The following is a 15,891-nucleotide window of genomic DNA, read 5'->3' as shown; positions in this document are numbered from 1 at the left end:
AATAAATCTAGCCAAATACATGCAAAAATCTCTTCCTGTGAACCACTTAACGATATTTTATTGCATTGTATATTTCACACCCATCAAATTTTTCACTAAAAAATTAAAATTTTTTCTTAATCTTTGTTATTTTTTTTGAAATGAAACGTTTATTCACTCAAACAATCAACAAAGTGGAAATATAATGAATAATAAATTAAATATTGTTACCGCAGGTTTGTTATTGGCGTTAGGACAAGCACACGCTCAAACATTTGACAACAGCGCTGAAGAATATGACCCGTTTAAGCATGTATGGGAGTATACTTATAAGCTAGCTGGCGGCGACCCTCTTGTTGTACATCAATGGCACCTTCAAAATAATGGACAACATGCAGGTGCAATTACACCAGGTGTTGCTGGCATTGATTTGAATCTAGATTTTACACATCGTCGCGGTATTTTAGGTCAAGGGATCAACATCGCGATTATTGATGATGGCCTTGCCACATATCACCCAGATCTTGCGCCAAATATGGCTCAAGGAGACACACTAAATCCGAACCCATATATCTATGAGTACGAGTCACGAGGCCGTGTTAAAGTAGATAACCACGGTACTATGGTTGCAGGTATTGCTGCAGCGGCTGCGTTTAACGGTCAAGGTGGCCGTGGTGTTGCACCTGCTGCAACGCTAACCGGTGCAAACCTTATCGGTAAAGAGGGTAACTACGCTGATCTGGACTTCGCAATTCGCGCAGTCATGGATATGGATGGTGCAGTCCAACCAATGAACAAGCATACAGATGCGCGCGTAATAAACCAAAGTATCGGTTACACATTTGCTGACGCGAGTATTTATGGCGACTATCGCGAGTATTTTGATAACCTAGACAACGTGACTAAAATTGCAGTAACAGAAAGTCATGGTGGACGCGGTGCTATGGCCGTAAAAGCGGCAGGTAATGATCACTTCATGGGTGGTCGCTGGTTAGACAGAGATAATGGACTACTCACTTTAATCTACCCAAATGGTTATGCACTACCAGCATATGATGCATCTTTAGCCGATCCAATAAATGCGAACTTCTGGAACTTAACTGTTTCAGCATTGAATGCTAAGGGTAACCTTGCGGCCTACTCAACAGGAGGATCAGCTGTTCTACTTACCGCACCTGCTGGTGAGTGGGGACGCTATAGCCCAGCGACCGTAACAACAGATTTACCAAAAACATGTACTGATGCCACCGAAACTCAATGTGAAAACCCATTGTACACCTTTAATATGAATGGTACTTCGGCTGCTGCACCGGCACTTTCTGGCGCAATTGCGCTTGTCATGTCAGCTAACCACCAACTTTCATGGCGTGATGTTAGACACCTGATGATCACAACGGCAACTCAAGTAGATGCAGACTCTAAACCACGAATGATTGGTGAATACGAAGCAATTCCTGCGTGGCAAGTAAATGGTGCTGGTTTATCTTTCCACTACGACTATGGTTTTGGTTTAGCTAATGTGGATGCAGCTGTAGAAAAAGCACTGCTAACAGGTCCAATTCTTGGTGAGTTACAAGTTAAATCTTACGATGTACCAGTGGCTGCTGACGCATTTATCTATGATGGTGACTTCTCTGGCACTGAGTCTGTGCATACACAGAATGAAGAGCTCACTGTCGAAGGTGTGCGAGTAAACTTAAACCTAGAGCATGACCGCCTTGGTGACCTATCTATCGAGCTTATTTCACCGAGTAATACTCGCAGTGTGATTTTAACTGCTGGTACCGATATTGAAGGTAACGGGTTTAATGGCAATCCAATTTTGTCTAATCACTTCTATGGCGAATCTGCAAAAGGTGACTGGAAGCTACGTATCATTGATACGAATGCTAAAGATGGATGGTCTGAAAGAGTATACGACCTTGGCACAGGTAAATTTGTTGAAGACACTATCACAGTCACTCCACAGCGCAGTGATAAAGTCCAACCTAACAATACCAAACCAGGTCTACTGACTGGCTGGACAATCACGTTCTACGGTCACTAATCCAAAAAAGAGAGCTACACAGTAGCTCTCTTTCACCTGCATGCTGCTATATCAGAATACTGATCTGGCTTAATCCTCATCTGCTACGTAGCACTTATAACCGAGGCTAAACTACATTTGAACACGACGTTCTGCTGACCACTCTGAGTTTACAAGTTTTTTCAACTGAGCCATTATAATATCGGAAGCTCCATTTCGATGACGACAACTAATTTATCTAATGAGTATGTTTAATTTTTATCGAAGCGTAGCATCGCAACACCAACTAGGTTGAATTGTTCTTTGATAGCAACTCATGCTTACTACCGTTAAGTTTTTCCATTTTGCATAATACCCTGTATACGCTTGTGCCTGCCCGTTTGAATAGCCATAAGCCGTATAAGTTTGCTCGGCAGCTGCGACATAAAACGGGCTTAAAAGTGCAATTGCAACCATCAGTTTCTTTATGTTTTTCGTATTATTCTTTTATTGAATTTCAAGCTATATAAAAGCACCACCTAGTGGATGATAAAATATTAAGAATTATATATTTACTTTGCATATGAATTTCTATTACTGACCTGCCAGATTCTTACTCAGCTGACCCTATTTCCTCTAGCTAATTGATGCATTTTGTTCAAACAGAACAAACTGGTTGGTATATATTGATTTCTGCGGATATAAAGAAAGCATCTACTTAGACTAAGTAAGCAACATAATCCGTAAAGTAAACATCAACAACTAAGGCATAAAAAAGGCTGAATAATAAAAAGCGAATTTGAGTGAGCTTCGTTTAGATACCTTTTTTCAACAAGAACAGCAAAAGCGATCAAAAATAGTACAACCAAAGACACTATGCTATTGATTAAAGTTCAAGAAGGGAACTCGTTAAAGGAAGAGGCATTTGACTTCAATACGAGGAATAGCGATTTAAATTAGAAAGCCAAATGTGATCTAAATGGCAATGTTAAATTGGACAGCTTTACGTAGGACAAAATATCGAGTAAAAGAAAACACCGTATTGTACGGCGTTTTCTCTTGTTAACATGTTAGCTGTAGTAAGCTTCACCTGCTTCCGCTTTCGCTTTTAATGGTTCTGATGGGGTAAACACATCATTTTCGGTTGCATACGTAGATAACTCTGAACACACCTTATTGATGCCACGTTTATCCATATAGCTGAACGGGCCGCCTAAGAATGGCGGGAAACCAATGCCAAAAATGGCACCTATATCACCGTCTCTCGCAGAGGCGATGATCCCTTCATCTAAACAGCGAGATGCTTCATTCAGCATTTGCGCAACACAACGATTAGCAATTTCTTGCTTATTTAAACGAGGTGCTTGCGTGATACCAAGTAAATCATAAACTGACTCATCCACCTTTTTGCCTTTTTTACCTTCATAGGTATAAAAGCCACGACCGGTCTTTCTGCCCAGACGCTTATTGTCAATCATGCGCTCAAATGCATTAGGCGCTTTAAATCGCTCTCCTAACTCTTTTTCGAGAATTGGTGCTATCTTAGAGCCAATATCGATACCCACTTCATCAAGTAATGCAAGAGGTCCTACAGGAAAACCAAATTCAACAAGCGCCTGATCTATCTTGTCAATTGGTTCTCCAGCAAGCAACAGGTTAGCCGCCTCATTAACATAAGGCGCAAGAATTCGATTGACATAGAACCCTGCTTTATCTTTTACCACAATGGGGGTTTTACCCTGTTTGCGTGCAAAATTAACTGTTTTGGCAATGGTTTGTTCTGAAGTACCCTCGTGAGGAATGATTTCTACCAGCGGCATTTTCTCCACTGGAGAAAAATAGTGTAAACCAATGACATTCTCAGGTCGTGCAGCCTTTTCAGCGATTTGAGCAATAGGAAGTGACGATGTATTACTGGCAAAAATGGTCGACTCTGCACATTCACGCTCAATATCAGCCACCATCCCCTGCTTTAAAGCAAGATCTTCAAACACCGCTTCAATCACGATATCAATATGCTCAAAGCCACTATAATCGGTTGTGCCCGTGATGCTATTCATTGTTGATTGCATTTGTGCTTTAGATAAAATACGACGCTTTTGCTTTTTAGACAGGATCTTATAGCTATAGTTAAGTGCGTTACTGATCCCCTGATGTGCAACGTCTTTAATGCGCACACGTACACCCGCCTTTGCCGCGCTTACGTGCGTGATCCCAGCTCCCATTAACCCACCGCCAAGTACAGCCGCTCGCTCAATTTTTGCAGTATCATCGCTTTGCCACTCTTTTTTCATTTCTGTCGTCGCAAAGAAAATACCACGCAAAGAACGTGAAACTTCAGTCATCACAAGATCTGCAAACCCTTCAGCTTCCGTTTTATATGCTTTAAGTTCATCAAGCTCTACAGACGCACGAACAGCCTTAATGATTGCCAATGGTGCTGGGTAATGGCCCCCTGTTTTCTTCTCAACATTTTCTTGTGCTTTTTTGAAAATAATGTTGCGGCCAAAAGGATTCGATTCCAATAACTGGCTTAATTTGTCTAGCTTAGGCTTACGTGTTTTAGGCTTACCTTTTCGAGCCAATTTAACAGCAACATCCATCAAAATACTGTGAGGTACACTCTCATCAACTAAACCAGTTTTAGCAGCTTGCTTCGCTCTTACCTGCTTGCCTGTTAACATCCACTCAAGCGCTTTTTGGATACCAACCAACTTTGGTAGTCTTTGTGTCCCACCGCCACCGGGTAATAACCCGAGTTGCACTTCAGGTAAACCAAGCTTGGTTTTATCATCAGTCGTACACACTCGGTAGTCACATGCTAATGCAAACTCTAATCCACCACCGAGCGCAGCACCATGAATCGCAGCTACCGTTGGGAATGGTAGGGATTTCATTTTGAAAAATGCCTGCTGACACATTTCAGACAAACGCAGCGCATCCTCACGAGTATTGGCATTATCAAGCATTTTGATGTCTGCACCGGCGATAAAGTTGTCTGTTTTACCGCTGACGAACACCATGCCTGTTACGTCATCATTTTTACCTTGCTCAAGCACTTCTAATAGCTCATCAGCAAATGAATCACGAAGTGTATTCATTTTCTCGCCAGGCACGTCAATGGTCACCAAAGCAACTTGGTGGCTGTTTAATTCATAATTAAATACTGACATTTATGCACTCTCCAATACAAAAGCCGCACCTAAACCACCAGCTGCACATGCAGTTGTCAATGCAAGCCCACCACCTCGGCGTTTTAATTCATTTAAACTTTGTGTGATAAGTCTGGCACCCGTTGCAGCAAATGGATGCCCATATGCCAGTGAGCCGCCATTAACATTGAATTTATCCATGTCTATCTCACCAATGGCTTTACTGCGTCCCAACTTTTCTTGGGCAAACTTATCAGAGGCAAACATCTTAACGTTAGCCAGTGCTTGTGCTGCAAACGCTTCATGCATCTCAATCAAATCCAGATCTTTCAGTTCAATACCAGCTCTATCCAATGCCAATGGGGTCGAATGTGCTGGACCCATTAACATATCTTCATGCACACCGATTGCAGAGAAGGCATAGGAACGTACATAGCCAAGAATTTCATAACCAAGTGCTTTTGCTTTGCTCTCACTCATCATCAAAACAGCGGCTGCACCATCAGTCAATGGCGTTGCATTAGCAGCCGTAACCGAGCCATGCTTCCTATCAAATACTGGACGCAACTTTGCATAACCTTCAAGCGAAGAGTTTGCGCGTATATTGTTGTCTCTGTCGATAAAGCTTTTATAAGGCTCAACATGCGCAGTCATCACCTCGGGTGATAAAAGACCTTCATCCCACGCTTTTGCAGCTAATGAGTGCGAACGGTGTGCTAACGCATCTTGTTCTTCACGGCTGATCCCATGCGTTTTTGCCATTTGCTCTGCAGTATCACCCATTGATAGGCCAGTTGAATACTCTGCAACTGCAGGTGGAACAGGTAATAAATCTTTTAGACGTAATTTAGAGAAGATTTTTAAGCGCTGACTCAAAGTTCTTGCTTTGTTGAGATCAACTAAGCTACCTGCCAACTTTTTACTGACACCAATCGGAAGGACAGATGACGAATCAGCACCACCGGCAATACCTACTGCACTATGGCCCGCAATAATGGACTCCGCAACATTCGCCACAGCCTGAAAGCTAGTTGCACAGGCGCGAGAAACAGAATAAGCATCAACAGAGACCGGCATACCCGTGCCTAACACGATTTCACGTGCAATATTTGGCGCTTCTGGCATTTGTACTACTTGACCAAATACGAGCTGGTCGATTTCTTTTTTATCGATATTCAATCGCTCTAGCATCTCATTGACCACAGTTTTACCCAGATCGAGTGCAGGCACATGATGATAAGCAGTAGCTTGTTTCGCGAAAGGAGTACGTAAGCCACTGACAATGGCAATACGGTCTCCGTTTATTGTTTTTAGAATGTTTTGTTCAGACATGAATTTGCTCTCCCGCTGACAGGTCTGACCTGTTATTTTAACTCGATTCTAAACAACCGAATCCATTCTGCCAATAGAAAAATGGAAATAGTCTGTAAAAATCACAGCGCAAATTAAACTTAGCGTGATTTTTAAACAAATCAAAAAGCATCTGAAAAATATATTAAAAATATGGAACTAAACAAAAAAAAAGAGTCTAAGAAAAGTGTGAAATTACACCTCAAAAGCTTGAGTTTTTCGTTTCAATCCATATAAATAAGCAACAAATTTGTCATAACAAGGACAAACAAGCATGGCAGTTAATGAGTTTACTGAATTAAAAAAATACTTAGATACACAAATTATTGGTCAACCTGACCTCACTGAAGCACTATTAATCGCTATCCTAGCTGATGGTCATTTATTAGTGGAAGGCCCACCTGGTCTTGCTAAAACCAGAGCTGTCAACGCGCTTGCCAAAGGCATTGAAGGCAGTTTCCAGCGTGTTCAGTTTACCCCAGACTTATTACCTGCTGATATCACCGGCACTGACATCTACAGACAACAAACCAGTGAGTTTGTATTTGAGAAAGGCCCTCTGTTCCATAACCTTGTACTCGCGGATGAGATCAACCGTGCACCTGCTAAGGTTCAATCAGCTCTACTAGAAGCGATGGCAGAAAGACAAGTTACAGTAGGTAAGACTACCTATCCATTACCTGAATTATTCCTGGTTATGGCAACCCAAAACCCGCTTGAACAAGAAGGGACCTATCCGCTCCCTGAAGCACAGTTAGACCGATTCTTGTTGCACCTCAATATTGATTACCCGCAAGCACAAACTGAATTAGAGATACTGCGACTCACCCGTGGCGAAGCACTCAGTACAGAAGCTGTGGAATTTAGCCCAATTAGCCAACAGACGCTTTTTGAAGCAAGAAAGAAGGTGCTAGAACTACATTTAGCAGAACCGTTAGAACAATATTTAGTTCAACTAATTATTGCTACCCGTGAAGCCGCCGCGCTTGATGCCCAACTAGGTACATGGATAGAGCTAGGTGCCAGTCCGCGCGCCACAATTGCATTGGATAAATGTGCACGTGCCCATGCGTGGTTACAACAGCGAGACTTCGTTACACCAGATGATATACAAGCTGTTTTACATGACGTATTGAGACACCGCATTATTTTGAGCTATGAAGCACAAGCAGACGGTATTACGAAAGATCAGGTAATTAGCCGAATCCTTGAGTTAGTGCCAGTCCCTTAAAGTATAAGCTCGATCTATGAAAGCAAATATTGATATCCAAAACTGGTTTAAAAACTGTCATACCAATGGCGTTGAACTTGGGCTAAAAGAACTGCTTTATTATAAAAGCAAATCCCGCCTGCTCGATTTAAAACCGAAAGGCCAAATACGCAGCGCACAAGCGGGACAATACCTTGCACCACACAAAGGAAGAGGTATGGAGTTTGCCGAAGTTCGTCAGTACCAATACGGCGACGATATTCGCGCAATAGATTGGCGCGTCACAGCTCGTACAGGTGAAGCACACACAAAGCTGTATCAAGAAGAGAAAGAACGCCCAGTATTCATCTTTACTGATCTGTCAAACAGCATGCTGTTTGGCAGTCAGCTCCTACTGAAATCAGTGCAGGCAGCCCATTTAAGTGCATTAGTCGCTTGGTCAGCCTCGCAGCGCGGTGACAGACTCGGTGGTGTGGTATTTTCAGAACATAGCCACCACGAGCTCAAACCGACTGCCAGAGACAAAGGCGTACTCGCTTTTTGCCACCAACTGTGTGATGTGCATGAAACGAGCCTCGCTAATCGAGATAGCGCAAGCGCAAGCCGTTTCAATGACAACCTAAAAAGACTGAAACATCTAGCAAAACCAGGCAGTTTAATTTACTTGGTTTCTGATTTTTCAAACCTTAATGATGAAAGCTTTTCGCTCCTAGAAGGCTTGAGTCGACACTGTGAACTGATCGGGTGCCAAGTAAGTGACCCTTTTGAGCATACTTTGCCAGCCTATAGCCAAGCCATTGAGATCCAAGGCACTCAAAATACTTGGACGCTCCCGCTTAGCGATAAGCAATTTAGAGATAAATTTGCCAAACGCGCGCAGCAAGTATTCAGCGTTCGCCTCAAACGTTTGCAGCGTGCAGGTATGACTATGCTTAATTTTTCTGCGGACATTCCCTTAGAAACTCAGCTCACTAGGTAACTGTAATGAATCAATCTCCACTAGATGCCCTACACGATGTCATGCCACCAGAACAAGTGAGCTGGTGGCCTTTATCTTTGCCAATGTGGGCACTTATTTGCGTTTCAATTATTGTCATTGTTGCTTTGGCTGTTTGGCTCTATAAAAACTGGCAGTTTGGTGCAGCCAAAAGAGAAGCAATCCAATTAAGCCAAAAACATCAGCAAGATGCCCTTGCTTTGCATGGCATAGTAAAAAGGCTGGCTAAACACTATTATGGTGCGTCTGCTGCCGCTCAATCGAGCGCTAACTGGTGCCATACATTAAATGCTGTATCGAAAGCGCAATTCACAGAGCAAGATATTACCGCTTTATATAGAACAGATAATAACAACGAACAAATTGAACAACTTATGATGGCAATTAAGACCTTTAAAACCAAGGAGCGCTTAGATGTTTGAATTTGAGTGGCCATTGGCTTTTTTATTGCTTCCACTCCCATGGATTATCGCCAGACTCAAACCTGTTGCGCAACAGACACAGCAAAAAATCCGCATGCCCAGTTATGCTACTTTGGGCGCTATAGGCACGCAGGAACAGGTTTTATCTCACAAGAAAAACTGGCTGGAAATGCTCATTTGGTTGCTGCTAGTGACTGCTTTGAGTAATCCGACTTGGTTGGATGACCCAATTACGTTACCCAGTGAAGGCAGAGACATCATGATGGCGGTGGATCTATCACATTCAATGGCCGAAGAAGACATGGAATATAACGGCCGTTATATAGATAGACTGTCGGTTGTCAAAGCAGTTTTAGGCGACTTTATAGAACAAAGGCAAGGCGATAGACTTGGCTTGATTTTGTTCGCGGATACGGCTTTTTTACAAACACCTTTAACCAAAGACATCAACACAGTAAGCCAAATGCTACAAGAATCGCAAATTGGTTTAGTGGGTAGAGCCACAGCCATTGGCGATGCATTAGGCCTTGCAGTTAAACGCTTCAATCAAAAAGAAGAGAGTAACCGTATTCTAATATTACTCACTGATGGCCAAAATACCGCAGGCAACTTACAACCTGAAGAAGCGCTCATTTTAGCCAGAGAAGAAGGAATAAAGGTCTATACCATTGGTGTCGGCTCAGATGGCCGAAGAAATCGCGGGTTCTTCTCTTTGGGTAATATGTCTGGTGCAAGTATTGACGAGCAAACACTGACTCATATTGCAACTGAAACAGGTGGCCGTTATTTCCGAGCAAAAGATGTGCAAGGTCTACAACAAATTTACTCTGAATTAGATAACTTAGAGCCCATCTCAGCAGAAGATGAAACATTCCGACCTAAAATCGCATTATTTTATATCCCACTTTTAGCGGCCATCGCTATTTGGGGATTAGCGCTGCTCATTCGCTTTGCAATGCAATGGAGGCGAGGTAATTAATATGACCGAATTTCAATTTATTAGACCTGACTTACTGTGGCTACTATTACCCTGGAGTATCATCTGCTTTTTGCAGTGGTATAAAAAATCCAGCAGTAAACAATCTCAGTTGATCGCGCCACACCTAGCCAAAATTGTTTTGACCGAAGGCAAGCAGGCAAAGTCAAATCATTCATCTTGGTTGACCAGTCTCATACTTTTACTTGGTATATTGGCCGCGGCGGGCCCAAGCATTGAAAAGCAAAGTGTGCCAGTGTTTTCAGCCAAGCAAGCAAGAGTATTGGTGATGGATATGTCCTACTCAATGTACTCCACGGACATTGCACCAAATAGGCTCACACAAGCAAGATTTAAGACACTTGATATGTTGCAGCAATTTCGTGAGGGTGACACTGCTTTGGTTGCTTATGCTCAAGATGCCTTCATTGTGTCGCCACTAACGAGCGACATAAACACCCTAGAGAATCTAGTTCCAAGTATTAGCCCAGACATTATGCCAGGAAAAGGCGCCAACGTGCTTGCAGGTATTGACCAAGCAAAGACGCTGCTTGAACAGGCAGGTTACCCATCCGGCGAAATCATTTTGATTACAGATGAAATTGAGCCAGAAGATGCGCAAGATATACAAAGTATGCTGAGCGGTTCGGGTTACAGGCTTCATATTTATGGCGTTGGCACTGCTCAAGGTGCTCCTATCAGCGTACCTGAAGGAGGGTTCTTAAAAGACAGATATGGACAAATCGTTGTACCTAAGCTTTACGCTGAACGGTTACGCTCTTTAGCCCAGCGCTTAGGTGGCCAGTATGCGACTTACTCGCCGGATAATTCAGATATTGAAACCTTTGCGATTGAGGATACACAGGACATTGAATCCCCCAATGAACCAAACGAAACACTTTGGCGCGTCGATGCAGGTCAATACCTATTATTTGCCATTATTCCACTTGCGCTCTTGGCATTTCGTAACAATGCAGTGACGCTGGTAATTTGCGTCATCGCCTATCTACCAAGTTCACCTACCTATGCTGCGGATTGGCAATCTTGGTTCAAAAATACAGATCAAAACGCGCTGTCAGCCTACCAAGATGAACACTTTGACCAAGCCAGTGCTGCACAGGATGCGACATTGCGTGGCGCAGCTCAATACAAACAAGGATTATACGAACAAGCTGCTAAAACATTGCAGCAATCAGATACCGCTATTGGCCAATATAACCTTGGTAATGCACTGGCACACTTAGGCAAGCTCGACGAGGCTATTGAGGCATATGATAGTGCTTTAAAAATAAATCCTGCCTTTACACAAGCACAAGAAAATAAAGAGTTACTTGAGCAGATGAGAGATCAACAGTCTCAACAGAATCAGGATCAAAATAAGCAAGATCAACAAGAGCAATCCTCTGAGCAGCAAAACGACCAACAACAAGGCGAAAGTGAAAAGCAAGAACAAGCTGATCAAAACGAGCAACAGAGTCAATCTCAAGATGAACAAGGGGATGAGTCTGAGCAAGAGAATACCGAACAGTCAGAGCAATCTCAAAGTGATGAGCAATCTGAAAATCAAAATGAGCCAGAGTTAGCCGACAAACAAACAGGTGAAGAAGGTGAAGAAGGCGAGCAAGCTGAAGAGCAAAAGCAATCAGCACAGCCACAGCAAACACCTCAAAGTGAGCTATCAGAAGATCAGCAGGCGCAGCAGATGGCGCAATCTGAGATGAGAGAGCTAACACCTGAAGAAAAAGAAAAAGCACAACAGTTGGACCAACTACTTCGAAGAGTACCTGACGATCCTGCCATTTTGCTGAAAAATAAAATGCTTTTGGAATCAAGACAAAGACAACAACAAAGACAACCAGTAGGAGCTGAAAAATCATGGTAATGCGATTTGCTATCTGTTTTATTTTATTCGCTGTCGCGCTGCCCACTTTGGCCATAGACAGACTCACCGCCAGCGTGGATAAAAACCCAGTTTTGGTTGGTGAATACTTTACTTTAACCATTGAAGCCAATGGTAAGGTATCAGGTCAAATGCCTGATACTTCTGCCATAGCGAAAAACTTTGTTACTGGACCAATCAGTACCAGCTCTCGTACTCAAATAGTCAATGGTAGTATGAGCAGTGCAACCAGTTGGCAAATGCAAGTCATGTCCAGAAGCGCAGGTGAGTTTACTCTTCCTGCATTTGAAGTCTCAGGCATCAAATCTCAGCCTATTAACTTACGCGTAGTAGCAAGAGAGTCAGATGATAGCCAACAAAAAGATATCTTTGTCACAACGGAGCTGGCACCGCAGTCTTTGTATGTACAGCAAGCTGCTTTATACACAGTTAAGCTATTCATTGGTAAGGATTTGCTTGATGCGCAAATGACCCAGCCCACAATGAATGAAGGCTCCATCACAGCGATGGGACAACAAGAAGAAGCCTATGAAGTCGTCGATGGTCGTCGCTACCGAGTGATAACCCGTAAGTACCTCATTCAACCGCAAAAAAGTGGTAACTTCACAGTGGAAGGCCCTATTTTTAACGGCCAAGTTCGTGAAGGATATCGCAGAATGGCGGTAAGCGCTGTTGGAGAATCTATTGACGTTGAGGTGAAGCCTATTCCAAATGACTATAGAGGTGCATGGCTGCCTAGTGAGTTAGTGAACTTGGCAGAAGAATGGCAGCCGGAAGATAAACAAGTTGTGGTAGGTTCACCGATCACGAGAACCTTTACTCTGACAGCTCTGGGTATCACAAAAGAACAAATGCCAGATATAGAAATTCCTAGTGTTGATGGGTTTAGAATTTACCCAGATGAAACCGACCGAAATCAAATGGCAAGAGATGGCCGAGTCATTTCGCAAATGATTGCTTCTTATGCCCTACTCCCACAAAAGCCTGGTACTTACACACTCCCTGAGATTAAATTGCCATGGTTTAATACCGTAATAAATCGCATCCAATATGCTACATTGCCAGCAAGAACCGTTGAAGTTATCGCGGATCCAAATCAACCACAGACGACAACAGTACAGCCGCAACCCAACGCAACTATGCAACCTGTCGCGCCGAGTAATCAGGTTGAACCGACAATCATTTACAAAGAAGCCGACAAATCTTGGGGAGATTGGGTGTTAACGGGCTCAGGCTATGCACTTTGGTTAATTACTCTGGTTGTAATGCTGTTAAGAAAACCACATACGCCAGTGCAAGCCCCCGCAAAAAATAGTCAGGACCCAGACAATACAAATGCACAGGATACGTTAAAACAACTTGGAAAAGTGGCCAAGCAAAATGAAAACCGACAGTTTTACACGCTATTGCGAGAATATGTAGAGCTCGCTTATAAACAGCCGCTAAAATCTTGGATCAGCCAGCAGCCGACCGAAATTAGGGAAGAAATTGCAAAGTTGCAAGCATCCCTTTATAGTGCAAATAAACAACAGGTCGATCTCGTAACGCTATATAATCATATGAGTAAAATTAAAAAGCGTTCAAAATCAGACGCTAAGAGTCGCCTAGAGACGCTTTACTAAAAAATATGGCGAAAAGTGAAATAATATTGCTAAAGGCAAGGTCTAGTTAGCATGACCCAAAAACAAAAACGTTACGAATCTTTGGTTCAGGTTTACCATACTGAGTTATATCGCTTTGCTTATTGGTTATGCCAGGACCCAACTATTGCAGAAGACTTGGTTCAGGAAACATTTTTACGTGCATGGCGCTCACTAGATGCACTTCAGGATGAAAAAGCTGCTAAGTCTTGGTTATTAACCATATTACGACGAGAGAACGCACGTCGTTTTGAACGAAAACAATTTGATTATGCTGATGTTGAAAATGACACCTTAGTCGATACCAAAAGCACAGCACTAGACGATGAAATGGAGCAAACGGTTGTCCAAAGACAGATTAACCAGTTAGCTTCCGAGTATAGAGAACCTTTATTGCTTCAAGTGGTCATGGGGTGCTCTGGTGATGAAATCGCAGAGATTTTGGAGTTAAACAAAAATACAGTTATGACCAGATTGTATAGAGCGAGAAATCAGCTAAAAGAGGCATTAACTAACGTGAATGAATCAGCAAAGGGGGCATCAAACTGATGGATGATTTAGAATTTCGCCGTCGCCTGTTCGCCGATCCAAGCGATCAACACCTAGCGGATGAGGCAAAGCAAGATCCGGCTAAAAAGCGCTTAGTTGAAGAGATGCAGGATTTTGATGCCCTGCTCGGCGATGCGCTAGAGGTACCTGTACCAGAAGGCTTACAAGCAAAGTTACTTGCTAATATAGAAGCGGATGAAAAACCAGCAACACATTCTTCGGATAATGTGGTTAAACTGGCTTGGTATAGACGCTTCACCGTCCCTATCGCATCAGCGGCTTCGGTGGCACTGGCTGTAATGGTATATTTCAGCACTGCTGTACACGCACCACTGTATGCAGGAGAGCACGCCCTTGAACATGTGTATTATGAAGAAAGTGCATTAAAGTTAAACAAAGAAGTTAACCTGCAAATTGTCAATGAAAAGTTGGCTATGCTCGGTGGCAAACTGGAATCTTTACCAGGGAAAGTAACCTACGCCACGTTCTGTAATTTTAAAGGTCAGCGCAGCTTACATCTAATTTTTCAATCTGATCATGGCCCTATGACGGTGTTTATTGTACCAAGTGATAAAAACGACTATCGCCAAGGTGATACCGAGTTTAATGACAGTCGATTTAGCGGTTCAATTAACAAAGGCGCTAATGCCGATACCATTTTGGTAGCTAAATTAGGCACTCCACTTGAAAAATATCAAGGTGAAGTCAACAACTCCTTACAATGGCTATAAAACTGGGCGCGACAAGCGCCCTATTTGTTCCTATAACCGCCCTATTTCAGTTCAATTTCTTTTTTATTTTCATTAGAATGTGACACAGTATTTAAACTTAGAGGAAAACCATGAAACAATTTTTTGTTTTATTGACTATCGTTTCAATGTTGTTTGCAACGGCTTTTGACGCTGAAGCGCGTAAAAAGTTTGGCAGCAAGAAAAAAGGTAAAACACATCAAACTTCAACTGTGCAACAAAAAAAGCAGGTTGATACTAAATCACTTGCAGCACAGCAAGGCGCAAAGAAAAAATCGAGCAAAAAAGGTATTATGGCCGGTGTATTAGGTGGCCTTTTAGCTGGTGGTTTAATCGCGGCAATGATGGGCGACGATTTCGAGGGTTTCCAATTCCTTGAAATGATCCTGTTCGCTATCGCTGCATTTGTGCTATTCAAAGTGATCATGGGCTTTATGCGTAAAAAACAGCAGCCACAAATGGCTGGCGCGCCTAACTTTGCTCAACAACAGCAAAACCAACAGTTCTCTCAGCCACAGCAATTTCAGGCTAATCAAGCAGCTGGCGGTTTTGGTGCGCAACAGGGCGTACCATTTAACTTACCTCGTGATTTCGATGTGAATGGCTTCCTTCAAGGTGCACGATCGCATTACCAAACTATCCAGACGGCTTGGAACAAAAAAGACTATGCAACAATGTCTGAATACCTAAGCCCTGAGCTCGTAGAAGAATTTCGCCAAGAACGTGAGCAACAAGGTGACGTAGAAACTGAAGTGATGTTTGTTGATGCAGAGCTAGCTCGTGCAGACGTCAGCGCTGAAAAGTGGGAAATCAGTGTTATGTTCCGTGGTAAATACCGCGACCAAGGTGATATGCAAGAAGAGCCTATTCATGAGGTTTGGCACTTAGAACGCAAAAATCAAGGTGATGCGCCTTGGTTGATCGTAGGTGTAGAAGACCTAATTGATAGCTAAGCAGTATTG

13 protein-coding genes are annotated in these 15,891 nt (G+C 42.9%); 10 read left to right on the top strand and 3 right to left on the bottom strand.

What is annotated here, in order from left to right; genetic code table 11:
- Positions 1-184 precede the first annotated feature (184 nt).
- Positions 185-2,026: a S8 family peptidase gene (locus N473_RS07565; protein WP_063367386.1), complete on the top strand. Its 1,842-nt coding sequence runs from the start codon at positions 185-187 to the stop codon at positions 2,024-2,026.
- A 237-nt stretch (positions 2,027-2,263) separates the two neighbouring features.
- On the opposite strand, the gene N473_RS07560 is transcribed toward N473_RS07565, so the two are convergent.
- The 3 genes from N473_RS07560 to fadI all read right to left on the bottom strand — a co-directional run bounded on the left by N473_RS07560 (position 2,264) and on the right by fadI (position 6,468).
- On the bottom strand, positions 2,264-2,461 hold the full coding sequence (locus tag N473_RS07560) for a hypothetical protein (protein WP_063367385.1): 198 nt from the start codon (positions 2,459-2,461) through the stop codon (positions 2,264-2,266).
- Positions 2,462-3,054: 593 nt separating this feature from the next.
- On the bottom strand, positions 3,055-5,157 hold the full coding sequence (gene fadJ, locus N473_RS07555; RefSeq protein WP_039609080.1) for a fatty acid oxidation complex subunit alpha FadJ: 2,103 nt from the start codon (positions 5,155-5,157) through the stop codon (positions 3,055-3,057).
- Entirely contained in the window at positions 5,158-6,468 is a 1,311-nt protein-coding gene (gene fadI / locus N473_RS07550) for an acetyl-CoA C-acyltransferase FadI (RefSeq protein ID WP_063367384.1), read from the bottom strand.
- Positions 6,469-6,760: 292 nt separating this feature from the next.
- On the opposite strand from fadI, the gene N473_RS07545 reads away from it, so the two are divergent.
- The 9 genes from N473_RS07545 to N473_RS07505 all read left to right on the top strand — a co-directional run bounded on the left by N473_RS07545 (position 6,761) and on the right by N473_RS07505 (position 15,882).
- Positions 6,761-7,717, top strand: coding sequence for an AAA family ATPase (locus N473_RS07545; RefSeq protein ID WP_063367383.1), 957 nt, complete (start codon positions 6,761-6,763; stop codon positions 7,715-7,717).
- A 16-nt stretch (positions 7,718-7,733) separates the two neighbouring features.
- A complete protein-coding gene (locus N473_RS07540) occupies positions 7,734-8,675 on the top strand; it encodes a DUF58 domain-containing protein (RefSeq protein ID WP_063367382.1) in 942 nt (313 codons plus the stop codon).
- A gap of 5 nt (positions 8,676-8,680) precedes the next feature.
- Positions 8,681-9,115, top strand: a complete 435-nt coding sequence (locus N473_RS07535; RefSeq protein ID WP_063367381.1) for a DUF4381 domain-containing protein — start codon at positions 8,681-8,683, stop codon at positions 9,113-9,115.
- Positions 9,108-10,094: a vWA domain-containing protein gene (locus N473_RS07530; protein WP_063367380.1), complete on the top strand. Its 987-nt coding sequence runs from the start codon at positions 9,108-9,110 to the stop codon at positions 10,092-10,094. The genes N473_RS07535 and N473_RS07530 overlap by 8 nt, the downstream gene beginning before the upstream one ends.
- A gap of 1 nt (position 10,095) precedes the next feature.
- On the top strand, positions 10,096-11,973 hold the full coding sequence (locus N473_RS07525) for a vWA domain-containing protein (protein WP_063367379.1): 1,878 nt from the start codon (positions 10,096-10,098) through the stop codon (positions 11,971-11,973).
- Positions 11,967-13,613, top strand: a complete 1,647-nt coding sequence (locus N473_RS07520; protein WP_063367378.1) for a BatD family protein — start codon at positions 11,967-11,969, stop codon at positions 13,611-13,613. Before N473_RS07525 ends, N473_RS07520 begins: the two co-directional genes overlap by 7 nt.
- A gap of 51 nt (positions 13,614-13,664) precedes the next feature.
- Positions 13,665-14,180 carry a sigma-70 family RNA polymerase sigma factor gene (locus N473_RS07515; protein ID WP_039609088.1) on the top strand — a complete coding sequence of 172 codons (516 nt, stop codon included), beginning with the start codon at positions 13,665-13,667 and terminating at the stop codon, positions 14,178-14,180.
- Entirely contained in the window at positions 14,180-14,911 is a 732-nt protein-coding gene (locus tag N473_RS07510; RefSeq protein ID WP_063367377.1) for a DUF3379 family protein, read from the top strand. Before N473_RS07515 ends, N473_RS07510 begins: the two co-directional genes overlap by 1 nt.
- A 110-nt stretch (positions 14,912-15,021) precedes the next feature.
- Complete coding sequence (locus N473_RS07505) at positions 15,022-15,882, top strand: Tim44 domain-containing protein (RefSeq protein WP_063367376.1); 861 nt, start codon at positions 15,022-15,024, stop codon at positions 15,880-15,882.
- Positions 15,883-15,891 lie beyond the last annotated feature (9 nt).

This window comes from Pseudoalteromonas luteoviolacea CPMOR-1 (assembly GCF_001625685.1).
Classification (GTDB): domain Bacteria; phylum Pseudomonadota; class Gammaproteobacteria; order Enterobacterales; family Alteromonadaceae; genus Pseudoalteromonas; species Pseudoalteromonas luteoviolacea_K.
The sequence above is the reverse complement of the archived record's forward strand: the minus strand, read 5'-3'. Positions and strand labels throughout refer to the sequence as shown.